Source organism: Caulobacter sp. LjRoot300, from assembly GCF_964253875.1.
Lineage (GTDB): Bacteria > Pseudomonadota > Alphaproteobacteria > Caulobacterales > Caulobacteraceae > Caulobacter.
The window spans coordinates 183496-206406 of record NZ_CAXUSA020000003.1 but is presented as its reverse complement, the minus strand read 5'-3'; the positions used below and the strand labels follow the sequence as shown (position 1 = coordinate 206406).

Sequence of the window (22911 nt, the reverse complement as noted above, 5' to 3'; positions counted from 1 at the left end):
AGGTGAGGGAAGGATCGGCGGCCCGCGTAGGATCCTAGGCAAAGCCTCCCTTAGACAGGACCCCGTCCATGGCCTTCCGCGCCCTCCTCGCCCCCGCCGTGCTCTCCGCCTGCGTCCTGGCCGCCGGCCCGGCGGGCGCCCACGCCAGGTTGGTGACCTCCGACCCCGCCGCCGGCGCGACGGTCGCCGCGCCCAAGGCGATCCGCCTGACCTTCAACGAAAAGCTGGCCCCGGCCTTCTCGACCTTCGACCTGGCCATGGCCGACGGCATGAAGGCGCCGGTGAAGATCTCGGTCTCCCAGGACCGCAAGACGATGACCGGCGTCCCGAAGGGTCGGCTGATGGCGGGGATCTACAGGGTCGCCTGGCGCGCCGCCTCGGCCGATGACGGCCACCGAATGGACGGCGCCTTCACCTTCACCGTGAAGTAGCCGATGGAGACCGCCGTCGTCCTGCTTCGGTGGGCGCAATACACGACGAGTTTCGTGCTGATGGGCGGGGCGCTGTTCGCGCTCTACGCCCTGCCGGCCGGCGGAGCCTCCAGCGCCGTCGCCTTGGGCTGGCCACGTCGGCTGCTTGGCGGGTCGGCCGCCCTGCTGGCCTTGGCGAGCGTTCTCGGCCTCCTCCTGCAGACCGCGGTCGTGGCCGGATCGCTGGCCGCGGCGCTCGATCCGGCCACCCTCGCCTCGGTGATCACCGAGATGGCGATGGGGGCGTCCTCGCTGGTGCGAGCGACGGCCGCGACCCTGGCGCTGGCTGTCCTGCTTCTGGCGCCGCAAGGCCGCGTCGGCTGGATCGCGACGGCGGCGCTGGGCGGCGTCGCCACCGCCAGCATGGCCTGGATGGGCCACGGCGCGGCGACCGAGGGCCTGGCGGGCGGCGTTCACCTGCTGGCCGACCTCGCCCACCTGGCCGCCGCGGCGGTCTGGGTCGGGGCCCTGGCCTTCTTCGTCGGCCTCGCCAGCGACCGCCGGCGCGACGCCGATCGGATCGCCGTGTTCCATGCCGCCTTGGCCGGTTTCTCGGGCGTGGGTTCGGCGCTCGTCGCCGTGCTGGTCGCCAGCGGCCTGGTCAACAGCTGGTTCCTGGTCGGTCCCTCCGGATGGCCGGCGCTGGCGGCCACCGCTTACGGGCGCCTGCTCCTGTTCAAGCTGACCCTGTTCGCCGTCATGATCGCCCTGGCCGCCGCCAACCGCTTCCGGCTGACGCCCGCCCTGCGAACGGCCCTGGCCGATCCAACCAGGACGGACTCGGCGGTCATGGCGCTGCGGCGCAGCCTCCAGCTGGAACTTGGCGTGGCGCTGGCGGTCGTCGCCCTGGTCGCCTGGCTCGGACGCCTGGCGCCGATCACCGCGCAATAGCCCGCCCGCGCCGCATCGGACTAGGCTAGAACCAGCCGCGCAGGCCGACGACGAAACTGGTGTCGGAGGCCTCGCGCCCTTGGGTCCGCGCATAGTCGGCGGTGCGTCCCAAGCGCCTGGCCCAGGTCACGCCGACATAGGGCGCGAATTCGCGACGGACCTCGTAGCGCAGGCGAAGGCCCAGCTCGCCGTCGGACAGGCCCGATCCTGTCGCGGTCTCGGGGATGTCCTGGGCGGCGAAGTTGAGCTCGGCCCGCGGCTGCAGGATCAGGCGCTGGGTCAGGCGCCAGTCGATCGCGCCCTCGGCCCGGCCCAGGACATCGCCCTTGTTGGACAGGAAGAGCCCGCCGCTGGCCTCGATCCAGTAGGGCAGCAGGGTCTCGAAGCCGACGGCGGCGTAGGTCCGCGACTTGGGCTCGACATCCTGACGCACCCCCACCTGCAGGTCGGTGTAGAGGCCGACGGCCCGGGAATAGAGGACCTGCGCCTCGCCGGTCTCGACGCCGTGGCGATCGCCTTCGCCCTCGGACTTGAGGACCAGGCGGTTGAGATCCCCGCCGAACCAGGCCTCGCCGTCCCAATGGTAGCCGTCGCCGCCCGACCGCGCCCGATATTCCAGAAGGTTGGCCATGACCTGGGAAACCTGCGCGCCGCCATGCTCCTGACGCAGCAGGGCGCGGGCGCGGTCCATGGCGGCGGGATCGAAGACCTTGTCCGCGAGGTGGTCGGTGGGCGGCGGCGGCGCTGGCGTCTCGTGATCCGGAACCGGCGGAGGGCCCATGGCTTCGGCTTGCCCTCCGGCCGGCGCGGCGCTGGGCGAGGCCATGCCGGGCATGTCCCCCATGTCCTGCCCCGCGTGCGGATCGGCGGCGGGCGGGCTCGCCGGCGCCGCCGGGGCGCTGGAGCCTGTCGGCGAGACCGGCGCGGTCTCGTGCCCGGCGTGCTGGGCCAGCGCCGGAGCGGCCCACAGGGCCGGCAGCAAGGCGATCAGCGGGGCCTTCATCGCGCGCCCTCCCCTTGGCCGTCCCGCACGCTGAAGACCTGAAACATCCCCGCGTGCATGTGGTAGAGCATGTGGCAGTGGAAGGCCCAGTCGCCGGTCTCGGGGGTGAAGTCGAAACCGACGCGCCCGCCCGGCAGGACGATCACCGTGTGCTTGCGCGGCCGGTGTTCCGCCGGCCCGAAGGCCAGGTCCAGGAAGTGGCCGTGCAGGTGGATCGGGTGGGCCATCATGGTGTCGTTGACCAGGGTGACCCGCACCCGCTCGCCGCTTCGGAACGCGTAGGGCGGCGGCCGGTCGCTGAACTTGCGCCCGTCGAACCCCCAGATGAACCGCTCCATGTTGCCGGTCAGGTGGATCTCCAGCGAGCGCTGCGGCGGACGGGTGTCGGGGTTGGGTTCCAGCGCCACCAGGTCGCGATAGACCAGCACCCGGTGACCGACGCTCTCCAGGCCCTGCCCAGGCTCGCCGGTGCGGTCCACCGGCATCGGGGCGATGGTTTGAACGCCGGGCCCGAGCTTGACCTGGGGAGCGTTGTCGGGATTGCGCATGGACATGTCCATGCCGCCCATCTCCATCTTGCCCATGACGTCGCTTCCGCGCTTCCGGGGCGGCGCCATGCCGGGCGGCGGGCTGGCGGCCATGGCGGCGTGATCCATGCCGGCGTGGTCCATCCCCGACATGTCCATGGCCCCATGGTCCATGCCGCCCATGTCCATCCCGCCCATGTCCATCCCCATGTCGCGCAGGGTCGTCAGCGGCCGCGCGCGCAGCGGCGGGACCTCGGCGCTCATGCCCGGTCGCGGCGCCAGGGTGGCGCGCCCCAGGCCCGAGCGGTCCACTGATTCCGAAACGATGGTGAAGGCCTTGTCCTGCGTCGGCTGGACGATGACGTCATAGGTCTCGGCGTTGCCGATCTGGAATTCGTCGACCTCGACCGGACGCACGGACTGGCCGTCGGCGGCGACCACGGTCATGCGCAGCCCTGGTATCCGGACGTTGAAGACCGACTGGGCCGCCGCGTTGATGAAGCGCAGGCGCACGCGCTCGCCCGGCGAGAACAGCGCCGTCCAGTTGTCCTTGGGCCCGTGGCCGTTGACCAGGAAGGTGTAGGCGGCGGCTGTGACGTCGGAGATGTCGGTCGGGTCCATCAGCATCCGGGCCCAGTCCAGGCGTTCGGCCAAGGTCTGGTCCTGGTCGGCCAGCAAGCCGGCGATCGTCTGGCGCTGGTCGTTGAACACGCCGCTCTGCTGCTTGAGCTTGCGGAAGATCTGGTGCGGATGCAGGCGGCTGAAGTCCGACAGGACCACGACGTGCTCCCGGTCGAAGGCCACGGGATCCTCGCCGGCCGGGTCGATGATGATGGGCCCGTAGTGGCCCATCTGCTCCTGCAGCCCCGAATGGCTGTGGTACCAGTAGGTCCCCGACTGCCGGACCTGGAAGTCGTAGACGAAGGTCTCGCCCGGCTTGATCCCCGGGAAGCTGACGCCGGGCACGCCGTCCATCTGGAACGGCACCAGCAGGCCGTGCCAGTGGATCGAGGTTTCCTCGTCCAGCGTGTTGGTCACCGACAGGCGGACGCGCTGGCCCTCCTTCAGGCGGATCAGCGGCCCAGGGACCGTGCCATTGACCGTCACGGCATGGGCGGCCACGCCATCGACCGTCACCGGCGTGTGGCCGATGGTCAGCTGGATGTCCTGGCCCGAGAGCGCCGGCGGCGCGCGGCGCGGGTCGCCGCTTTCCGCCGCGCGCGCCCAGCCGGGCAGCAGGTTGGCGAGGCTCGCCCCACCGCCGACCACGGCCAGGGATCGCAGGAAGCGACGGCGATCGAAAGCCGTACCGGGTCGAAGCATGGCAGCCCTTCTGGCGATGGCGCGCTGGCGAAGGCGGCCGCGACGCGATCTCAACGGGTGGTACGCGGCGCGCGTTCACCCCCCTCACCGGGTGAGTGAAAATTCAGGGCTTGTCCAGCCAGTCGGCCAGCCGCTTGCGCGCGCGATAGGCCCGCGTCTCGACCGTCTTGACGCTGATCCTCAGGAGATCCGCGGCCTCCTGCTGCGAATAGCCCTCCAGATAGGTCAGGATCAGCGGTTCCTTGAGCGGGTCGGGCAAGCGCGCGATCGCCGCCTCCAGACGGGCCAGCTGTTCGGCGCGAAGGGTCGAGGCTTCCGGTCCCGGCGCCGGATCGGCGGGGTCGGGCGCGTTGGGGGCGTCGATCGAGCGCTCGCCCAGGATCAGCCGGCGCACCAACAGCCGGCGCCCCCGGTCGCGGCACTTGTTGAGCACGATCGCCCGCATCCAGGCCCCGAACGGACGGTCGGGATCATAGCGGCCCAGCGCCTTCCAGGCGGCGACGAAGCTTTCCTGCACCACCTCGAGCGCCGCCTCCGGATCGCCGACGTGGCGTCGCGCAAAGGTGTGCAGCGGCCCCTTGTGGCGCCGCATCAGATGGCTGAAGGCGCGCTCGTCGCCTTGCGCGGCGCGCCGGGCCAGCGCGCCGTCCTCGTCCTCGCCGGCAACGGCGGTCACGGCGCCTCGTTCGTGAGCGCCTCGCTGACGCGGCGATCGAACCTGGCCGCCTGCTCCGACGTCAGCACCTTGCGCATCGCCAGGACGTGCTGGACCGTTTCCAGCTGCAGCGCCCCCATGGCGGCGTGGAAGCGCTCGACCGCGGCCTCGACCTCGGGTCCGTAGGCATGGCGCGCCTGGATCGCCGCGGCCAGCTGGGCGTTGGCCGCTCGCAGTTCGGCCTCCCGGGCGCGGCGGCGCACGGCGAAATCCTGTTCGAGCGCGTCGATCTGGCGATCCTGGGCCGCGGTCAGCTTCAGGTCGTGGTGGACCATCTCGTGCAAGGACGGCGGGCTGCGCGAGGCGAGGAAGCGGCCCGAACCGAGCCATCCTCCGGCGGCGCCGGCCAGCAGCGCCAGGGTGACCGTCAGCACCGCGCCCCGGGAGATCCGCCGCATCTCAGCGACGACCCAACAGGGTCGAGGGCGCCAGATGCGCGTTGACCGAGAAGGCCGAGATTTCCGGCGGCGTCCGGGCGGCGGCCCCGGCCGCGAGGCTTCCGCCCAATAGGCCCACACCCAGAGCGGCGACGATCGAGGCCGCGCGCAAAGGCACGAGCGCGGCCGAGGCGCGCCGGCCCTGGCGCCAGGCGTCGATCCTGGTCCAGACACGGCCTTCCAGCCCCGGCAGTTCGGCGTCGGGCTCCCGTCGCAACGCCTCGAAAAGATGGTCGAGCTTGTCGCTCATCGCCGATCCCCTGACCTCTACACCGCCACTATACGCGGCCCACGTGGCGATCCCTCGCGAGGAGCGTCGGGTCGCCGGTCCATTTTGGCGGGCGCGGCGCCGCCGCACCCCCAAATTCCTGACCGCCCCGTCAAATTCTAGTCTCCACAACGTCCAGGGCGCGGTCCATGGCGCCTCAGGGTTGCACATCGTCGAGCCGCTGCAACCCCAACCCTGCCTGGAGTCCTCGCCGATAGAGAAGCTTGGCGCTAAGGCGCCCTCGCCGGGATCGAGGTCCCGACCGTGGTGCTGTGGGGCGAGGTCGATCCGCTGATCGAGGTCGCCAGCGCCCACAAGTTCGCCGAGGCCATCACCGGCGCCCAGCTGATCGTCTATCCCAAGGTCGGCCACCTGCCGCAGGTGGAGATCCCCCAGCGTTCGGCCGACGACGTGGCGGCGTTCCTGGCCGCGCACGCCGACACTTGAATTCAACCGCTCATCCCGGCGAATGCCGGGATGAGCGGAACCCGGGGGTGGTGAGCCTCCGAGCAATCTCTAGAGTACCCCCATGCGCGTCGACTATCTGGGCAATCCCGTCACCGTCACCACCGAAGCCTCGCTGGCGGCGGTCAACGATTTCGTCGGCGGGTTCCTGACCTACGAGACCCGGGCCGCCAACGTCCTGGCGGCCGCCGACGCCGATTCCGCCAGCGCCCTGCTCAACGCCTATGCCGGCCTGCTGTGGCTGCTGCTGGAGTCGTCGGAAGCCCCCGGTCGCGCCGCGCCCTATGTCGCCAGGGCCCACGCCGCCCGCGCCGCGGCCCATCCGCGCGAGCAGGCCGTGGTCGACTTCCTGCTGGCCTGGTTCGACGACGACATCCCCCACGCCCTGGCGATCGCCGACACGATCCTGGCCGCCTGGCCGCGCGACCTGCTGATCCTCAAGCTGCGCCAGTACCACGACTTCAATCGCGGCGACTTCCCCGCCACGCTGCGCGCCGCCGCGACCGGGTTCTGGTCATGAGGGCCGGCCAGATCGTCGAGGAAGGGCCGACGGCCGAGGTCTTCGCCAATCCGAAGCATCCCTATACGGCGCAGCTGATCGCCGCGACGCCGAACCTGGAACGGGCCTTGGCCGCCAGGACCTAGGCGAATCGGCCTTCAGGCACGTGTTCCCATGAGGCGTCGTGCCCCACGAGGGACGATTCACCGGAATCGACGATTGCCGCAGGCAGGATCTTAACGTCCGGGTTCCGGCACGGCGTTCCTGACGAATTTCGACCCCAGGTCAGACTTCAGATCCCTCTCCTTTAGGGCTAGGGAGGAGCCCGCCGCGAAGCGGTGGGAGGGTGAGGGGTTACAGCGTCGACCGGCGTGCCGGCGCTCCGTCTTGCTCAGTACCCCCTCACCCCCGACCCTCTCCCCATGGGAGAGGGAGGTCCGACATCCACCCATGTGAGGCATTCGAAACGCCCGCTTGTCGGATCGACATCCGCCCCGTCGGATGAACCGCGCCTTAAAGCCTTGGTGGATCGGAGCTCTGGCAGCCAAGGCTTCAAGGTGCGGCCCCGCCGCTGGCGGTGACGTCAAGGCCGCCATCCTGAACCCTCTCCCAGAGGGAGAGAGAGGGGTTCAGGGGGATGGACGGCGCTCAATCCCCGCTGGCGGCGCTACAAACCTCAACCCTTTCAACGCCCTGAAAAATAATCAGCGTCACGAACGCGCCAGTCCTCGAACCTCCCGCACAATCAGGGCTGTCCCTATCGCGGGGGAGGGCTCTTGGTACCGGCCCAAGCAGGCGATGGGGGTGGAACCGAGCGGGGCCGCCTGGGCCTGGCGATCGGACCGCGGCGGGCGGCGGGGCTCAGAAGGCTCCAAGGCTGGTCGGGGACGATAGCGGGACAGGCGGGTCGACGGGGCCGGGAGTTCAAACCGGCCTGTTCCAGGATCTGTCGGAGTCGCCGACGGCCCCTTCCGGGCGACCTGATCCTGCCCGTCCGAGGGGGAACGCCGACCGGGATGAAACAAGCCCTCAGTCTGCGTCCCTCGAGACAAACGGTTTCGCGGAGCGGTCAGGTCTAGCCGAAACGCAAACACATACACCCACGGTCATCCGGGCTCGGCCCGGACCGCTCCGCGCCTCCCCACCCACTCGCCAGCGAAAGCCCGAGGTCGAAGAGCCGTGGCTGGGGACAGGCGCATGCGCCTGTCCCCGTCCGCGTTGATCCGCCTTAGCCCCTGGCCAGATAGACTCCCCGCGCGATTGCCCGGGCCAGGCAGTCGGCGAGCGCCGCGCCGATGCGGGCGATGCGGCGCAGGCGCTCGTCCTGACCCAGGTCGATCTCGCCCGAGGCCAGGGCGAACACCACGTCGCCGTCGAACGGCGTATGGGCCGGCCGGACGGCGCGCGACAGGCCGTCCTGGGCCATCATCGCCACGCGCTTGCACTCTCCGGCCGTCAGGGCGGCGTTGACCGCCACCACGGCCAGGGTCGTGTTGGCGCCGGGCGCCAGGCGCCCCTGCCCCGCCAGCCGCGAGTCGTCGGGCATCGGCTCGACCGCGCCCGCCGGACCGCTCGGCGTGCGACCGCCGAACTCGCCGTCGATCTCGAACGGCCAGGCCCAGAACGTCCGCCCGTCCGGCATGAACACCGAGCCGACCGGATTGACCGCCGCCAGCGCCCCGACCACCAGGCCTTCGCCCAGGTCCAGCGAGGCCGAGCCCAGCCCGCCCTGGACCAGTCCCGCCCGCGCTCCGCGTCCGGCGCCGTGGGCGCCGAGCTCGAACGCCTCGCCGGCCGCGTCCACGGCCTGCGCGCCCAGCCGACGATAGGGCGGGTCCAGGCCCCAGGCCTTGTCGCCCCCATTGGCCAGGTCGTAGAGCACCGCGCCGGGCACGATCGGCACGCTGGGCGCGCCGGGGCGGACCAGGAACCCTTCCCCCCTCGCCGACAGCGCCGCGACCACGCCGTCGGCGGCGCCCAGGCCGAACACCGAGCCGCCGGACAGGGTCACCGCATGGGCCCGGGCATAGCCGTTCTCGGCCGACAGGGTCTCGGTCTCTCTCACGCCCGGTCCGCCGCCGCGCACATCGACGCCCGCCGTCCAGCCGCCCGGACACAGCACCACCGTCACGCCGCTGCGCACCGCTTCGTCGGTGGCGTTTCCCACGCTCAGCCCCGGGACGTCGGTGATCAGGTTGCGGGGTCCGGGACGATACAAGGCAGCCACCCTTCGAAGATTCGACGCGCCACGACTTTTAGCCGACGCGGCCGGCCAGTGGGCGGAAAACGACTTCGCGGCGGCGCGGCCGGCTGTAGGCTGGCGAGGTTCGAGTCCCGATTTCCGGAGTTCCCATGACCGACCTGCCGGACCTGTCCGCCGTCGAGCTGCTGGCGCTCTATCGCGATCGGCGCGTCTCGCCCGTCGAGGTGATGACCGCGGTCCTGGCCCGGGTCGAGGCGCTGGAGCCCCGGCTCGCCGCCACCTGGGCGCTGGACCCCGACGCGGCCCTGGCCGACGCGCGGGCCTCCGAGGCGCGCTGGGCCAAGGGCGCGCCGATCGGCCCGCTGGACGGCGTGCCGGCGACGGTCAAGGAGCTGATCGCCACGAAGGGCGTGGCCAAGCCCCTGGGCAGCGCGGCCACCGACCTGACGCCCGAGCCCGCCGACGCGCCGCCGGCGGCGAGGCTGCGGGAGGCTGGCGCGGTGATCTTCTGCAAGACCACCTCGCCGGATTTCGGGATGCTGTCGTCGGGCCTGTCGAGCTTCCACAGGCTGTCACGCAATCCCTGGGATCTGTCCAAGACCCCCGGCGGCTCCAGCGCCGGGGCGGGCGGCGCCGCGGCCGCCGGCTATGGTCCCCTGCACCTTGGCACCGACATCGGCGGCTCGATCCGCCTGCCCGCCGGCTGGTGCGGCGTCTATGGCCTCAAGCCCAGCAACGGCCGCGTGCCCATCGACCCGCCCTATATCGGCCGGGTGGCGGGCCCGATGACCCGCACCGTCGCCGACTCCGCCCTGATGATGAGCGTGCTCAGCGCCCCCGACTGGCGCGACCACATGAGCCTGCCGCTCGCAGACATCGCCTGGACGGACCTGGACATCGACCTGAAGGGCCTGCGCATCGGCCTGATGCTGGACGCCGGCGCCGGGGCGCGGGCCGAGCCGCAGGTCGTCGAGGCGGTGACCGCCGCCTCCCGCCTCTTCGCGGCGCAAGGCGCGATCGTCGAGCCCTTCGCCCCGTTCCTGACCCGCGAGATGCTCGACGGCCTGGACCTCTTCTGGCGCACCCGGTCGTGGAGCGACATCAGCGCCCTGCCGCCGGACCGGGCGGCGCGCATTCTGCCCTATATCGACGCCTGGGCCCGGGCCGCCAAGGACGCCGACGGTCTGTCGGTCTATCGCGGCTTCCATCAGATCCACCGGATGCGCGAGGCCGGGACCAAGGCGTTCCAGCCCTTCGACTTCGTGCTGTCGCCAACCGCGCCGATGCCGGCCTTCGCCGCCGAGCTGCCCTCGCCCACCAACGATCCAGCCCGACCGTTCGAGCACATCGGCTTCACCGTGCCGTTCAACATGACCGAGCAGCCCGCGGCCTCGATCAATTGCGGCTACACGGCCGACGGCCTGCCGATCGGGTTGCAGATCGTCGGCCGGCGGTTCGACGACTTGGGCGTGCTGCGGCTGTCGCGAGCCTACGAACGCCTGAGGCCCGTCCAGCGCCCCTGGCCGGTCGTCGAGCCTTGAGGCTCCGGAAAGTTCAGGGACAGACCTCGCAGGCGACCGGCGTGGGGGCCGGGCGGGCGCCGCGGCGCAGGGCGGCGACCACCGCGATCCCCGCCGCCGCGGCCAGGCCAGCATAGGCCGAGGCGCTGACCGCGCCGAGATGGTCGACCAGCACGCCGCCGGACACCGCGCCCAGGGCGATCGCCACCTGGAAGGTCGAAGTCAGCAGCCCGCCGGCCAGCTCGGCCTGGTCGGACGCCTCCGAAGTCACCCAGGCCTGGAAGCCGACCGGCAGCATGGCGAAGGCGAAGCCCCAGACCGCCAGGGCGACGGCGACCACGGCCGCGAAGGCGCCCAGGGTCACCACGGCCAGGGCCGACGCGGCGAGCAGGCCCGCGCCGGCCAGGACCGCCAGGCGTGGATCACGCTCGGCCAGGAAAGCGCCGGCGAAATTGCCGAAGAAGCCGGCGACGCCGAACACCAGCAGGACCAGGGAAATCGTCTCGAAGCCCAGGTGCGTGACCTGCTCGAGCACCGGACGCACATAGGTGAAGCCGGCGAAGTGGCCCGAGATCACCAGCAGCACCGCGATCAGGGCGGCCGCGACTCCGGGACGACGCGCCACCTGCCACAGACCGCGCAGTTTCGGCGGCGTGGTCGGGGCCAGCCTCGGCAGGGTCACGACCTGGGCCAGCAGGGCCAGCGCCCCGACCGCGCCGGCGATCACGAAGGCCGCGCGCCATCCCAGCGTGGCGCTGACATAGGCCCCGACCGGCGCGGCCGAGACCGTCGCCACCGAGACGCCGGTGAAGACGATCGACATCGCCCGCGGCAGGGCCTTGGCCGGCACGAGCCGCATGGCCAGGGCCGCGGCCATCGACCAGAACCCGCCCAGGCTGGCGCCCAGCAGCACCCGTGCGACCAGCAGCATCGGCAGGTTGACGGCGAACACCGTCAGCAGGTTCGAGGCGCAGAGCAGCGCCATCAGGCCCCACATCACCAGCCGCCGGTCGAAGCGTCCGGTCAGCACCGGCGTCAGCGGCGCGGCGATGGCGCCGACCACCGCCGTGGCGGTCACCGCCTGGCCGGCCGCGCCGACGCTGACGCCCAGATCCGCCGCCAACGGCGTCAGCACGCTGGCCGGCAGGAACTCGGAGGTCACCAGAGCGAAGACCCCCAGGGCCAGGGCGCCGATCGCCGTCCAGGCCGCCGGCGCTTCGGGTCCCTCGTGCGGCGTCGCGCCGTCCTGTGCGGACTTCCAGGTGGACTGGGGGGCTGAACCATCCATGGCGATCTCCGGTAAGCGGCCCTGCCGGGCGAGACTGGAGGCAGAGATGGGGTGGCCGACCGGCGCGCGAGGGTTGAGCCGGCGCAAATTTCCCAACGGCGGACCCAGCATTTCTGGGTGGCCAACCCTTCGCGCGACGACTCAGCAGCGCCGCTCAAGCGTCACTTCAGCCGGGCCAATTTGCGACGCCTCGCCGGCCGTGGTCGACCAGCCCAAGCGCGGCCGGCGGCGCGCCAAGGTGATCGACCACTGAAGCTCGCTTTAGCGGGCGAGCCTTACTTGACGGATCGCGGGCACATCCTGCTGACCGGATTGGGCGCCGTCGCCGTCAGGAGAGCGAGACGATAGGGCAGCCGGATATAGTCCATACCGGGCGCGTAGGACGCCAGACCCTGGTAAAGGAACCGCAAGGGCTTGCAGGGATCGAGGGTCAGCGTCTGGTCATGGCCGTCGCGCACCAGTTCGCCATGGGAAACGCCTTCCGACCAGGCGGGCCCGTCAAAGGCGACGTTGTCCGAGCCGGCGAACGAATTCGAAGCGCTGACGGCGAGCGGCCGCCACTCGCCGTCGAGCCTGTCGCTGGTCCACGAGCGGAAGTAGCGGCCGTGCGGGCCGATGGCCTCGACGGCTGTGAGGTAGGTGTTCGTACCCGCGATCTTGTAGTGCATGCTGGCTTCGAAGATGTCGTCGCGAGCGCCGGTCAGGACGAGCTTGGTGTCCGCGAAGCCCTCGGGAAAGCGGCCGATGGGCGTCTGCGACCGGAACAGGTGGCCGTTGTCATCCGTGTTGAAGAGATGGCAGTTGACGTCGTCGCAGATGACCCAAAAGTCGAGCCACGACGCCTCGCCCGCGGCGTTTTTGACGGCCGCCGGCGCTTCCGCGAAGAACGGCTTCGGCGCGCTCCAGGACATGGGATCTTCGATGTTCGTCGTCGTCGAATAGAGGGGCGGCCCGCCCTGATAGACCAGGTACCAGAGCTTTTGCGGCGCGAAGTAGAAGACCTGCGGGGCCGCGCGATAGCCAGGGCCGACGCCGGATTGCTTCAGGCTGACCACGGTGGCTTTCGGCGCCTCGGACCAGTCCTTGAAGCGGGCGTACGCCATGTTCCACCCGTCTGGCGCGGCGGTGGTCATGAAGACGTGATAGGCGCCGTTGAAATAGACGACCGAAGAGTCCTTGAGGCCGGAATAGGCCTGAGCGCCCGCGTTCGAAGGGGTGACCAAGGGCGCGGACGAGCGCCATTTGAACAGCCCCTTCGTACCCGCGCCGTCCTGAGCCTGTGTCGCGCCGGCCGCTGAGACAGCGCCGAGAAAGGCGGCCGCGACGCACGCCCAGAGCCGGTGTTTGGTGATTGTCATGGTGTCGGTCCTGTTTGAAATTGAAAGTGAGTTTGAATGGGGCGCGGCAGGTCAGCTCGGTATCCGCGAGCGAGGCCCGGCCAGTAGCTTGCCGCCCAGCCAGCGCCGCACAGGCTCGTCGTAGAATTTGAGGCAGGCATAGGCGATCGTGACCGCGGCCACGAACACGCCCGCCCCGACCAGCGCGCCCTGCCCCGCCGGAACCTTCCTGTCCACGACCCAGCCGGTGTAGATGTAGATCAGCGGGTAATGGGTGATGTAGAGCGGATAGGACAGGTCGCCGAAGAAGCGGGCGATCCGCACCGACGGGCCGTCCGCGTCCTTCTCGCCGGCGCCGATGACGACGATCAGCGGAAACAGCACGATCACGCAAAACGCTTCGTAGAGGCCGTTGACCCACAGCCGCTCCGTCCCGCCGAACCGCGGCAGCGCCAGCGCCACGACCAGCAGCAGGCTGCAGACGGCGAAGGCGCCGCCGACCTTGATCCGCTTGCCCAAGCGCATCAGCAGCACGCCCGCGAAGAACGGGAACAGCACCCGGGTTAGGCCGATACGGATTCCGCCGGCGTCCAGCGCCCAGCCGCCGATGACGTCGCCCCGGGGACCGAACACCAGCATGTGGACGAGCGCCAGGGCCGCCAGTCCCGCCAGCACGCCCAGCGCCCGGTTCGACAGTTTCCGTAGGCCCGCCGCGTAGAGGATGTTGGCGACGTACTCGTAGAACAGCGACCAGGCTGGCCCATTGAGCGGATAGATCTCGCCCCATCCGCGGATTTCCGCCGACGGCGTCAGCGGGATCATCACGAAGCCCAGCAGCATGACCGCCGCCACCTGCCAGGCCGAAACGGCCTCCAGCTTGGGGAAGATGGAGAAGTGCTGGAAGGCGAGCAGGGCCGCTCCGATCAGGGAGCCCATGACGATCATCGGCTGAAGCCGGACCAGGCGGCGCTTGTAGAAGCCCCACTGACCCATGCCCGCCGCCCAGCGGTCGTCATAGGCGTAGGCGATGACGAAGCCCGACAGCAGGAAGAAGAAGTCGACCGCCAGATAGCCGTGGTTGACGATCTGCTTCTGGGGGTTGCCGCCCGCATAGGCTTCGAACAGATGGAAGACGACCACCATCAGGGAAGCGACCCCTCGCAGTCCGTCCAGGACGACGTAGTGGCTCTTGGCGGGTGTGGCCGCGTCGGTCGACGTCGCCGCATCCGATGCAGGTTTAGCGAGCAACGAGGTCTGCTGAGTCATGGCTTTCCCGAAGGCGGCGCGCCGGTGGCGCTGAATGCTGTTGTTGATCTGACCGCCGATGTCGGGGGCGCGCCCCCTTTTATCTGAGCCGGACGAAGGGGTGCGATGCAGCCCTAGTGAGCGGGCTTGATGGCGATCGCGGCGCCGCCCCCCGCGCTCAGGGGAATATCGAGGACGTCCCGGCTGGAAACCGACTTGACGACATGCTCGACGTCATTGGGCCCAGCGCCGTCCCGCCAGATCTCGGCCTTGAACGTCCCTGCTCCCAGGAAGGCCAGCGGTATGGCGACGGCCCGGGCCTGTTCGTTGGTCATGGCCCCGACGTACCAGGTCTCGCCCTTGCGTCGCGCGACCACGACATGGCTTTCCGGCGTTCCGTCGACGAACCGCGTCTCGTCCCAGGCGGTCGGAACCAGCTTGAGAAAGTTGAAGCCCGGCGCGTTCGCATAGGCGGCGGGATCGTCGGAGACCATCTGCAGCGGACTGTCGAACACCACGTACTGGGCCAGGGCCTGGCCGCGCGTCGTGCGGGTCATCGGCATGACTTCCCGAGCGACATAGGTCTGCGGCGTGGTGTTGCGGAAGCCGCCCGGCGTGTAGTCCATGGGGCCCAACAGCATGCGGGTATAGGCGAGCTTGACGTTGTGTCCGGGCGTGACCGGTCCCCAGGGGAACTTGTTGTATTCCAGGCCCAGCACGCCTTCCTGGGTGATGTAGTTGGGATAGGTGCGCGCCAGGCCGGCCGGCGGAAAGGCGCCGTGCATGTCCAGGAGCAGATGGCGCTTGGCGGTCTCCTGGGCCAGGCGGACGTAGAACTGGACCATCTCCTGGTCGTCCCGTTCCATGAAGTCGACCTTGACGCCCTTGATCCCCCAGCGCTGGTAGGTGTCGAGGACCTCCGCCATCCTGGGTTCGACATGCTTCCAGTGCGCCCACAGAATGAGGCCCACGCCCTTTGAGTCCGCATATTTCACCAGGGCCGGTATATCGATCGCCGGGTTGCTCTGGGTAATGTCGGTCTTCGGGTCCGCGTCGCAGCACGGCGTGGCGTTGAGGGGCCATCCCGCGTCGATCAGAAAATAGGGAAAGCCGGACTCGGCCGCGAAATCGATGAAGCGGCGGAACCGCTCCGTGGTCGGCTTCTCGCCCGCCGTCGGTCCCGACCACCAGTCCCAGGCCGCTTTTCCGGGCTTCACCCATGAAAAGTCGCCGCTCGCCTGCGTTGCCAGGTTTCCGATCAGGGGCGACTCGATCAGGTCGCCGGCGCGGTCCCCCATCATGATCACCCGCCAGGCGCTGGTCAGGCCGGCGGCGGAGTCGATGGCGACCTCCTTGCGGTTGGGGAGCGGCGTCACCCTGACCTTCAGCCCGCCGTCGACCGGGACCAGGCTCGAGCTCGCATAGGCGTCGATTCCCGACTGGGCGATCGCATAATGGGTGCGGCCGGAGGCGGAGGAACAGACCGCCGGAACGTCATAGAGCTTGGCCCGGTCCAGTTCGGAGATCTTCTTCAGGGCCCATGTGTTCTCATGGGACCCCCCATATTCGCTGACTTCGCAGGCCGGGTCGTTCGAAAGGCGGTATGCCGTCTTTTCCCCCTTGAGCACGACCGGCGCGCTCTTGGGCAACAGGTAGCGAAACGCGACCCCGTCGCTGCTGGCGCGCGCTTCCACCGACAGCGTGCGGTGGGCGCCGGTCTTTTCGCGGAAGGTGACGACGGCGCCGTTGTACCAGTCCCGCGCCGTCTTGGACTTTGTCGCCGTCAGCGGAATGTCACGCCGCTGGCTCTGCTTTTTGACGTCGACGACCTCCAGGTCCGAGAAGTCGGCCGCGTTCGAAAGCTCCAGGCCCAGCGGCGACGCCGACACGATCGCCTCGCCCTTGCGATAGACCGAGTAACTCGCTCCATCGGCGGCGATCCTGATCTCGGCCGCCTTGTCCGGCGAGGCCACGATGACTTGCGACGCGGCGAGCGCCATCACGATATTGAACACTAGGGACTCCCTTGGAGCGCGAATTCGAAAGATGCGACGGCGCTGCTATTGCAACAACTCGACGCCGTAGGGCTTGAGGTTGATCTTTCCGGCATAGGTCTGGTGCGTGAGCACACCCGATTTGGAGCCTGAGAAGGTCACGGTCGCGGGGGCGTTGTTGGTGTTTACATACATCGTCCGCCCTTCGACCACGCGCGCCACGACGCCCTTCGGCGTCTCGGGACCGCGCTCGATCCCGAGCTCGGGATAGAGCGACCGCAGCAAGGGGCCGATCAGGCCGGGCTGGGCTGCGGTGGCCAGATAGATCGCCTGCCCCTTGCCGAAGTGGTTGATCGCAACGGCCGCGCTCTTTTCCGGCGTGTTCTCGAAGGTCGCCAGGGGCTTGGCGGCGCCGAGCTCGAGCACTTCGTAGTAGGTATCGCCCCCGGTCAGGGTTTCGCCGTTGAACTGAACCTTCAGCGGTTCCCAGTGCCGATAGAAGGCGTTGGTGCGCAAGCCGAACACGTCGGCCAGGCGCCCCGGCAACGGCGTCTCGAACCATTTGCCGGTTTCGTCGACCTTCGCTGAATAGCCGGTCATGACGACCGTGCCGCCGTCGGCGACGTATTTGCGCACCGCCGCGGCGGTCTGGGCGTCCATCACATAGGCGCTCGACAGGACGATCAGCTTGTACTTGTCGAGCCGGTCGTGCCCGAAATCGATCACCGCCGCGTCGATATTGTCCTCGAACAACGGCTGATAGGCCGCCTTCACCTGCTCGGTGTAGTTGCCTTTGAAGTACTCCTGCATCGTGTTCGGACCCGGGGGCGGACTGGTCAGCCACATCGTATCGAACGAGTAGTTGACCGCGACCTGGGGCTGGCGGTCGCGCGGGAAGCCCAGGGTCTTGAGGGTCTGGAACTCGCTGGCGATCCGGCCGAACTCGTCGACCTTCCAGGAGGGACGGCCGTCGTGATCGACCAGGCCGAACAGCGCCTGTTCCTCGCCGCCGATATGGGAGTTGAACGTCCAGGCCAGGAAGGTCTGTCCGTAGTAGAGCAGCCCGAAATAGGCCCACATCCGCGACCGTCCGGGGTCGCCATAGAAGCCGCCGCCGCCGGCCGTGAATTCGTTGAACCAGACCGGCGTTTCGTGCGCGGCCCTGTTCATCATGACCTCGAAGCCCGCGCCCAAGGCGTCGCCGGGATAGAAACCCTGGGCGCCATAGGTCGAGACCTGGTCCCATGACCGCAGATAGTCGAACCCCTTAGTCGAGGCGGTGGGCCAGAAGTTCGAGGCGACCGGAAGGTTGGGCGCGTACTGCTTGCGGACCCCCTCCAGGTCCTTGAGCGCGCCGATCGCGTCGTCGGACCAGTACCGGCGCAGGTCCAGATAGCGCTCGTTGGGCCCGGGGCCGCGGATATAGGGCAGGTCGACCTCGTCCCAGCTGTTGACCCGCCGCGACCAGCGCTGCGTCGCCCAGGCCTTGTTGAGCGCCTCGATCGTTCCGTATTTCTTCTGCAGCCAGGTGACGAAGCGCTCGCGGTCCGCGGTCGAATAAGAGACTTGGCCGTTGCCGATCTCATTGTCGTAGCCGACCGCGATCACCGCCGGGTTGTGGGCGTAGCGCTCCATCATCTTCTGCCCGAGCCGCCTGGCCAGGCGGCGATAGTCCGGGTCGCTGATGTTGTCCCAGTAACGCGTCGCCGCGTTCAGCCTGGCGCCGTCCTGGTTGACGAGGTCGACGCCGGGATAGCGCTTGTGCAGCCAGATCGGGGCCGGCTGGCCCGGAATGTCGACGATCACCTTGATCCCCGCCGCGTGCATCTGGGCGATCACCTCGTCGAACCATTCGAAGGTGAAGCGGCCTTCCTCCGGCTCGAAGGAGTCCCAGGACAGGTCGCCCATGCGGACCAGGTTGAACCCGGCGGCCTTCATGATCGCGATGTCCTGGCGGACCTGCTCGGGCGACCGGTCGATCGGCTGATAGCAGGCGCCGACGAACAGCTGGCCCTTTCCCGGCCAGTCGGGATGTCCCGCCGCGCTTTGCGCCTGGGCGGGCGATGGTTGGACGACCGGCGGGAGGCCGGTCGCCAGCATCAGCGCCAAGGTGAGGCCGACCAAGCGGGCGGAACGATGTCCCATGAAACTCAAGTCCCAATCTGGTTGTGGAATTGCCGTTGCACGCCGTCGGCGCCTCAGGCGAAGCTGATCTTGAACACGCTGGCATGGCGCGTCGGCAAATGGGCCGGGACGTCGATCGACAGCGCGCCGGCGCCCTGGCGGAACTTGAGCGGTCCGCGAAGGCCCAGCATCTCGACCCGCGCGACGCGTCGGTGTTCATGCGGATTGCCGACGGCGAGCGCGGCGATCTCGGTCACGCCCGAGGGCTCTCCGAGCGCGATCGCATAAAGGGCGCCGCCCTTGGTCGTGAAGCGGATGTCCCGGGCGGTATAGGCCGCGCTTTCCTGGAACGCCCCAGCCGCGGCTTCGGTCGGTCCTTCGCCGTACAGCTTCCACGGCCGGGTTCCGTGGATAGCCTCGGCGTTCACCGCCATCCACGGCGCCAGCTCTTCCAAGAGCAGCTGCGACTCCGGCGGCAGGCTGCCGTCCGGATACAGCACGACGTTCAGCAGCAGGTTGCCGTTCTTGCTGACGATGTCGGCCAGCATGGCGATGACTTCCGAGGTGGTCTTGTACTTGAAGCCGTCGCTGTAGAACCAGTCGCCGTTGGAGGTGTCGGTCTGCCACGGCAGCGGGTTGATACCGTTCAGCACCCCGCGCTCGACATCCTGGACCGCCCATTCCTTGTGGAACTCGCCCGAGCCCAGGTCCTTGCAATTGTACACGGCCTCGAGCTTGCCGCTGCGGGCGATGCTGCTGTTGTACATGTGGGCGACCAGGCTTCGCCCGACCTCGCCGAACGGCAGTCCGCCGTCCGAGTAGAGGAGGTCCGGCTCGTAGGTGTCGAGCAGGTCGCGGATGCGGTCGAACCAGATCTGATGGAACCTCGGATCGCGCGTGTACCAGCTGTCGGCGGAGCCGCGGTAAGGCTCGTTGTGCGGCGGGTGGTAGAGGTCGGCGTATCTTGGGTCCGCGCCGTCATAGGCCACGCCGTTTTCGGGCCAGGTCTGGTTGTAGAGATGGCTGGGATGATACCAGTTGTGACTGGCCCCCAGATGCTCCGACACGCCAAAGCGCAGCTTGCGCTTGCGCGCGGCCGCCTCCCACGCGCCGACGATGTCGCGCTTGGGCCCCATGGCTACGGCGTTCCACCGGTGGTGCTTGGAGTTCCACAGGTCGAAATTGTCGTGGTGCACCCCCATGCTGACGAAGTACTTGGCGCCGGCGGCGGCGTACTTGTCCATCAAGCCCTCGGGATCGAACTTCTCCGCCGTCCACAGGGGGATAATGTCCTTGTAGCCGACTTTGGAAGGCTGGCCGTAGGTCTTCAGGTGGTGGTCGTAGTGCGGGTGGCCCGGAACGTACATATAGCGGGCGTACCAGTCGCCCTGGCGCGGCACGGCCTGCGGTCCCCAGTGGGCCCAGATCCCGAACTTGGCGTCCCGGAACCAGTCGGGCGCCTGGTAGGTCTTCAGAGACTCGGGCTCCTGGCGGAACGGGCCCTTGGCGATCGGCAAACGATAGTCCGGCGTCGGCAGCTTGGCGCAGGCGTCCGCGGAGGGCTCCTGCCGCGCCTGGGCGGCTCCCGCCAGACCCAGGGCCGCCAGGGCGGGGACACCCAGGAAATGCCGCTTGTTCAAGGTCACCATGTCCAACTCCCCAAAATTTCTCTGACTATTTCTGTTAGGCCGCGACCTGTAGATCGCGAATTCGACAACCAAGACGTCCGCTATTTTCCGGAGGAATGCAGGACGCGTCCAAAGAACGGCAGGACGTTATTCTGGAAACGACTGGCGACGGCGCTGCCGTGATCGCCGCTGTAGATCTCGAAGGTGTTCGCCACGCCTGAGGCGTCCAGGCGCTCGTGCAATTCGGCCGCATCGACCTTCAGGCCGTCGCGATCGCCCACGTCGATGGCGATCGCCTGGTACCGGCGTAGATTGAAGATGTACTGGTCGAGCATGCTCAGCGGCGCGTTGGCGGCCCATCGCGCCAGCACCGACCGATCGACGACGCCGTTCGACGTCGGCAGGTCGACATAGAACGGCGGCTTCTTGGGGTTGGGCGACCAGGCGGCGGCGACGGCGAAGGTCGCGCGCGGCAGGAAGCCGAGCCTGGTCGCCTCCTCCCGGGTCTTGACGGCTTCGACAGCGGCGCCGGTCTCCGGGGGTGGCGCATCGCGGGCCGACAGGCAGCACGGGCTCATGATGTACAGCGCGCCGTAGGTCTCGGGGTGTTTCATGCCGAGGCGCGCGACGCCGTAGCCGCCCATCGAGTGACCGGCCAGGCCGCGGCTCAGGCGGTCGGGCAGCGTGCGGTAGTGCGCGTCGACATAGCCGACCAAGTCGCGAGTGATGAAGCCTTCCCAGTCGCCGATCGTCACCGAGCTCGAATACATCGAGCCGTTGTGCAGGGTCTGGGTGTCGGGCACGACGACGATCATGCCGGGCGCGCCCGCGGCGAAGGCGCCCTCGGCGGTCTGCGGGGTCTGGAGCAATCCCGCGAACCCGTCGGCGGTCAGGCCGTAGCCGTGCAGCGCATAGACCACCGGATAGCGGCGCGCCGTGTCGGCGGCATAGCCGGGCGGGAGATAGACCACGACGTCCCGGTCTGCCGACTCGCCTTCGAGATTGCCCTCCAGGGCCGCGCCGTGGACCTTGATGCGCTCGACGGTCACGGCCTTGGCGCTCGCCGCCACCGGCGCCGCGGCCGCCTGCAGGTCCGCGCCCGACGCCGCCAACAGAACAGCCATCGCCATGGAAGCCCAAACTGCCTTCATCTGCCTCCCCGCCTCCTTCATGGGTGGAAGCGAAAATCGCTCCACCGCTTGTGCTTTCTCGCGCCCCTGTTCCGGGGCTTGGCCGACGGTCAGTTCGGATTGCCGACCGGTATGATCGCCGCGCCCTGGGCCGCCCCGAACTTGATCCGCAGGACCTGCTGGCGATCGACCAGGTTGAGGCCGTTGTCGGTCTGGTCGCCGTTCCAGACCCGCCGGAAGATCCATTTTCCGTTCTCGAACCGCCCCTCCTCGACGCGGAGCATCTGGCCGCTTTCGGGCTTGGACGCCTCGAACTTCACGCGGGTGTTGAAGCCGGTCAGCAGGTAGTCGCCCGGTCCCAGCTCGGCGATCACAGCGCCGCCCACGGGCTCTGGATTGCCGGTCGGCTTGTCCGTACCGAACTGCCATTGGCCGAAGGTGGCGACGGCGCGGTAGGGGCCGAGGTCCATCACCTGGGTGTGGTTGGCCTTGGGGTCGGTCGGCTCGGAGACGCCCCAGGTCTTGCCCGCGAACGCCAGGGCCGCCCACTCGCGCGCCATGGGCTCGAACAGGGTGTAGTTGCGGGCGAACAGCTTGGCCTTGGACTCGTCGAAGTCCTTGGCCCCGAGCGGGTAGTTGTAATAGCCGGTGTCGTCCATGCCGAACGGCGAGAACCCGATCGCCCCCTTGCCGATGGTCGCGAAGAAATAGCGGGCGAACTCGGTGTCGTTGCCGGTTTCGGGCACGAAGAGCGTGTTGTCGGGCCTGGAGTAGTAGTCCAGATAGGCCAGGTACGCCGCATGGTCGCGGACATAGATGTCCGGCGCGACCAGGTCGATCGACGGCGCGGCGGCCTTGTAGACGTCGATCACGTGGTGCACCGGGCCACCGCTGGCATAGGTCGGGGCCGGCTGCCGGCCGAAGGCCGAGGCCAGGGCCGCGTTCATGTACATCGGCAGCGGCTTGACCGCCTTGCCGGCCTTGGCGATTTCCTCGACATAAGCGGCGAACGACCAGGCGTTGAAATATTCGTCGGCGTCGGTCCCGAACACGGCCTTCCAGCTCCCCGGCGACTTGCCCAGGCGCTTGAGCAGGGCGGCGGGAACCGGCCCGTCGAACAGCTTCTGGGCCGCGGGCGAGAAGTCCCGGACGCTACCGTAGGAACCGACCTCGTTCTCCGGCTGGATCATGATGATCGTGTTCTGCGGGTCGATCTGCCGGATATGCTCCATCAGCTTGACGAAGGCGCGCTTGTCGGCCTCCAGGGTGGTGCGGCTATGCGGCGAAAGCACATAGTGCGGCTGGCCGCTGGCAGTCATCATCCGCGGGAAGCGCTTGGCGTCGAGCTTGACCCATTCCGGCGTGTAGCTGGGTCCAGTGTTCTTCCAGGTGCCGAACCATAGCAGCACCAGCCGCACCTTGTTGGCGCGGGCCTGCTCCACCAGCGTGTCGACGAACGAGAAGTCGAACTGACCCTCGGTCGGCTCGATCTGCTCCCAGGCGACCGGAACCTCGACGGTGTTGGCGTGGATGCGCTTGATCGTCGGCCAGACCTCCGGCAGCACGTCCGGATAGTTGCTGCTGTTGTTGACCTGGGCGCCCAGCATCAGGAACGGCGCGCCGTCGACGAACAGGGCGTGGCGGCCGTCGCGGGTCACGATGCGCGGAACGGGGTTGGCCAGCGGCGCGTCGGCCGCCATCGCCGAACCGCCGGCGAAAGCCAGAGCGAGGGCCGCCAGGCTGCTGGCGATGCGCGGCGACCGGCCGCCTTGAATCGAAGTCCACATGCTCAGAAAACTCCATGCCCCCGCACGAACGGCGGGGTCGATCTGCTGGACGAGGGT

General features: G+C 68.9%; 20 protein-coding genes. 6 read left to right on the top strand and 14 right to left on the bottom strand.

Translation table 11 applies throughout. The features are described 5' to 3' along the window. Positions 1–68: 68 nt before the first annotated feature. Both copC and copD read left to right on the top strand, forming a co-directional pair. On the top strand, positions 69–431 hold the full coding sequence (gene copC, locus ACSQ2G_RS11210; protein ID WP_436030861.1) for a copper homeostasis periplasmic binding protein CopC: 363 nt from the start codon (positions 69–71) through the stop codon (positions 429–431). A 3-nt stretch (positions 432–434) separates the two neighbouring features. Then, positions 435–1361, top strand: a complete 927-nt coding sequence (copD, locus tag ACSQ2G_RS11205; protein ID WP_436030859.1) for a copper homeostasis membrane protein CopD — start codon at positions 435–437, stop codon at positions 1359–1361. Between the two features lie 25 nt (positions 1362–1386). On the opposite strand, the gene ACSQ2G_RS11200 is transcribed toward copD, so the two are convergent. From ACSQ2G_RS11200 to ACSQ2G_RS11180, 5 genes are all read right to left on the bottom strand, one after another. Next, positions 1387–2364, bottom strand: coding sequence for a copper resistance protein B (locus ACSQ2G_RS11200; RefSeq protein WP_436030857.1), 978 nt, complete (start codon positions 2362–2364; stop codon positions 1387–1389). After that, entirely contained in the window at positions 2361–4214 is a 1854-nt protein-coding gene (locus ACSQ2G_RS11195; protein ID WP_436030855.1) for a copper resistance system multicopper oxidase, read from the bottom strand. The genes ACSQ2G_RS11200 and ACSQ2G_RS11195 overlap by 4 nt, the downstream gene beginning before the upstream one ends. A gap of 103 nt (positions 4215–4317) precedes the next feature. Continuing rightward, complete coding sequence (locus ACSQ2G_RS11190; RefSeq protein ID WP_436030853.1) at positions 4318–4890, bottom strand: RNA polymerase sigma factor; 573 nt, start codon at positions 4888–4890, stop codon at positions 4318–4320. After that, on the bottom strand, positions 4887–5327 hold the full coding sequence (locus ACSQ2G_RS11185) for a periplasmic heavy metal sensor (protein WP_436030851.1): 441 nt from the start codon (positions 5325–5327) through the stop codon (positions 4887–4889). Before ACSQ2G_RS11185 ends, ACSQ2G_RS11190 begins: the two co-directional genes overlap by 4 nt. A gap of 1 nt (position 5328) precedes the next feature. Next, the gene (locus ACSQ2G_RS11180; protein ID WP_436030849.1) at positions 5329–5616 is read right to left on the bottom strand and encodes a hypothetical protein; all 288 of its coding nucleotides are present in this window, start codon (positions 5614–5616) and stop codon (positions 5329–5331) included. Positions 5617–5898: 282 nt separating this feature from the next. On the opposite strand from ACSQ2G_RS11180, the gene ACSQ2G_RS11175 reads away from it, so the two are divergent. The 3 genes from ACSQ2G_RS11175 (at position 5899) to ACSQ2G_RS11165 (ending at position 6744) form a co-directional block, all read left to right on the top strand. Then, complete coding sequence (locus tag ACSQ2G_RS11175) at positions 5899–6081, top strand: alpha/beta fold hydrolase (RefSeq protein WP_436030847.1); 183 nt, start codon at positions 5899–5901, stop codon at positions 6079–6081. Positions 6082–6163: 82 nt separating this feature from the next. Beyond that, on the top strand, positions 6164–6619 hold the full coding sequence (locus ACSQ2G_RS11170; protein WP_436030845.1) for a hypothetical protein: 456 nt from the start codon (positions 6164–6166) through the stop codon (positions 6617–6619). Continuing rightward, entirely contained in the window at positions 6616–6744 is a 129-nt protein-coding gene (locus ACSQ2G_RS11165; RefSeq protein WP_436030843.1) for an oligopeptide/dipeptide ABC transporter ATP-binding protein, read from the top strand. Before ACSQ2G_RS11170 ends, ACSQ2G_RS11165 begins: the two co-directional genes overlap by 4 nt. A 1082-nt stretch (positions 6745–7826) precedes the next feature. On the opposite strand, the gene ACSQ2G_RS11160 is transcribed toward ACSQ2G_RS11165, so the two are convergent. Further along, positions 7827–8816 carry a P1 family peptidase gene (locus ACSQ2G_RS11160; RefSeq protein ID WP_436031950.1) on the bottom strand — a complete coding sequence of 330 codons (990 nt, stop codon included), beginning with the start codon at positions 8814–8816 and terminating at the stop codon, positions 7827–7829. Between the two features lie 134 nt (positions 8817–8950). Here ACSQ2G_RS11160 and ACSQ2G_RS11155 point away from each other — a divergent pair, with 134 nt between their 5' ends. Continuing rightward, complete coding sequence (locus ACSQ2G_RS11155; RefSeq protein WP_436030841.1) at positions 8951–10342, top strand: amidase; 1392 nt, start codon at positions 8951–8953, stop codon at positions 10340–10342. A gap of 13 nt (positions 10343–10355) precedes the next feature. Here the strand turns inward: ACSQ2G_RS11155 and ACSQ2G_RS11150 are convergent, their stop codons facing one another. The 8 genes from ACSQ2G_RS11150 to ACSQ2G_RS11115 form a co-directional block, all read right to left on the bottom strand. Next, positions 10356–11609 carry an MFS transporter gene (locus ACSQ2G_RS11150; RefSeq protein WP_436030839.1) on the bottom strand — a complete coding sequence of 418 codons (1254 nt, stop codon included), beginning with the start codon at positions 11607–11609 and terminating at the stop codon, positions 10356–10358. A gap of 275 nt (positions 11610–11884) precedes the next feature. Further along, positions 11885–12967, bottom strand: coding sequence for a non-reducing end alpha-L-arabinofuranosidase family hydrolase (locus ACSQ2G_RS11145; protein ID WP_436030838.1), 1083 nt, complete (start codon positions 12965–12967; stop codon positions 11885–11887). A 51-nt stretch (positions 12968–13018) separates the two neighbouring features. After that, entirely contained in the window at positions 13019–14212 is a 1194-nt protein-coding gene (locus ACSQ2G_RS11140) for an acyltransferase family protein (RefSeq protein ID WP_436030836.1), read from the bottom strand. Between the two features lie 113 nt (positions 14213–14325). Next, on the bottom strand, positions 14326–16206 hold the full coding sequence (locus tag ACSQ2G_RS11135) for a glycoside hydrolase family 97 protein (RefSeq protein WP_436030834.1): 1881 nt from the start codon (positions 16204–16206) through the stop codon (positions 14326–14328). A 45-nt stretch (positions 16207–16251) separates the two neighbouring features. Beyond that, a complete protein-coding gene (locus ACSQ2G_RS11130; protein ID WP_436030832.1) occupies positions 16252–18330 on the bottom strand; it encodes a beta-galactosidase in 2079 nt (692 codons plus the stop codon). 53 nt (positions 18331–18383) lie between these two features. Further along, positions 18384–19958 (bottom strand): alpha-L-fucosidase, encoded by a 1575-nt coding sequence (locus ACSQ2G_RS11125; protein ID WP_436030830.1) that lies wholly within the window; start codon positions 19956–19958, stop codon positions 18384–18386. Positions 19959–20038: 80 nt separating this feature from the next. Next, positions 20039–21061 (bottom strand): alpha/beta hydrolase, encoded by a 1023-nt coding sequence (locus tag ACSQ2G_RS11120; protein ID WP_436030828.1) that lies wholly within the window; start codon positions 21059–21061, stop codon positions 20039–20041. 116 nt (positions 21062–21177) lie between these two features. Continuing rightward, positions 21178–22854, bottom strand: a complete 1677-nt coding sequence (locus tag ACSQ2G_RS11115) for a DUF5597 domain-containing protein (protein WP_436030826.1) — start codon at positions 22852–22854, stop codon at positions 21178–21180. Between the last annotated feature and the right edge of the window lie 57 nt (positions 22855–22911).

Excerpts from the sequence above, each read along its gene's own strand:
- copC (WP_436030861.1), top strand. The coding sequence starts at position 69 with ATGGCCTTCCGCGCCCTCCTCGCCCCCGCCGTGCTCTCCGCCTGCGTC.
- copD (WP_436030859.1), top strand. The coding sequence starts at position 435 with ATGGAGACCGCCGTCGTCCTGCTTCGGTGGGCGCAATACACGACGAGT.
- ACSQ2G_RS11200 (WP_436030857.1), bottom strand. The coding sequence starts at position 2,364 with ATGAAGGCCCCGCTGATCGCCTTGCTGCCGGCCCTGTGGGCCGCTCCG.
- ACSQ2G_RS11195 (WP_436030855.1), bottom strand. The coding sequence starts at position 4,214 with ATGCTTCGACCCGGTACGGCTTTCGATCGCCGTCGCTTCCTGCGATCC.
- ACSQ2G_RS11185 (WP_436030851.1), bottom strand. The coding sequence starts at position 5,327 with ATGCGGCGGATCTCCCGGGGCGCGGTGCTGACGGTCACCCTGGCGCTG.
- ACSQ2G_RS11180 (WP_436030849.1), bottom strand. The coding sequence starts at position 5,616 with ATGAGCGACAAGCTCGACCATCTTTTCGAGGCGTTGCGACGGGAGCCC.
- ACSQ2G_RS11170 (WP_436030845.1), top strand. The coding sequence starts at position 6,164 with ATGCGCGTCGACTATCTGGGCAATCCCGTCACCGTCACCACCGAAGCC.
- ACSQ2G_RS11165 (WP_436030843.1), top strand. The coding sequence starts at position 6,616 with ATGAGGGCCGGCCAGATCGTCGAGGAAGGGCCGACGGCCGAGGTCTTC.
- ACSQ2G_RS11155 (WP_436030841.1), top strand. The coding sequence starts at position 8,951 with ATGACCGACCTGCCGGACCTGTCCGCCGTCGAGCTGCTGGCGCTCTAT.
- ACSQ2G_RS11150 (WP_436030839.1), bottom strand. The coding sequence starts at position 11,609 with ATGGATGGTTCAGCCCCCCAGTCCACCTGGAAGTCCGCACAGGACGGC.
- ACSQ2G_RS11145 (WP_436030838.1), bottom strand. The coding sequence starts at position 12,967 with ATGACAATCACCAAACACCGGCTCTGGGCGTGCGTCGCGGCCGCCTTT.
- ACSQ2G_RS11140 (WP_436030836.1), bottom strand. The coding sequence starts at position 14,212 with ATGACTCAGCAGACCTCGTTGCTCGCTAAACCTGCATCGGATGCGGCG.
- ACSQ2G_RS11130 (WP_436030832.1), bottom strand. The coding sequence starts at position 18,330 with ATGGGACATCGTTCCGCCCGCTTGGTCGGCCTCACCTTGGCGCTGATG.
- ACSQ2G_RS11125 (WP_436030830.1), bottom strand. The coding sequence starts at position 19,958 with ATGGTGACCTTGAACAAGCGGCATTTCCTGGGTGTCCCCGCCCTGGCG.
- ACSQ2G_RS11120 (WP_436030828.1), bottom strand. The coding sequence starts at position 21,061 with ATGGCTGTTCTGTTGGCGGCGTCGGGCGCGGACCTGCAGGCGGCCGCG.
- ACSQ2G_RS11115 (WP_436030826.1), bottom strand. The coding sequence starts at position 22,854 with ATGTGGACTTCGATTCAAGGCGGCCGGTCGCCGCGCATCGCCAGCAGC.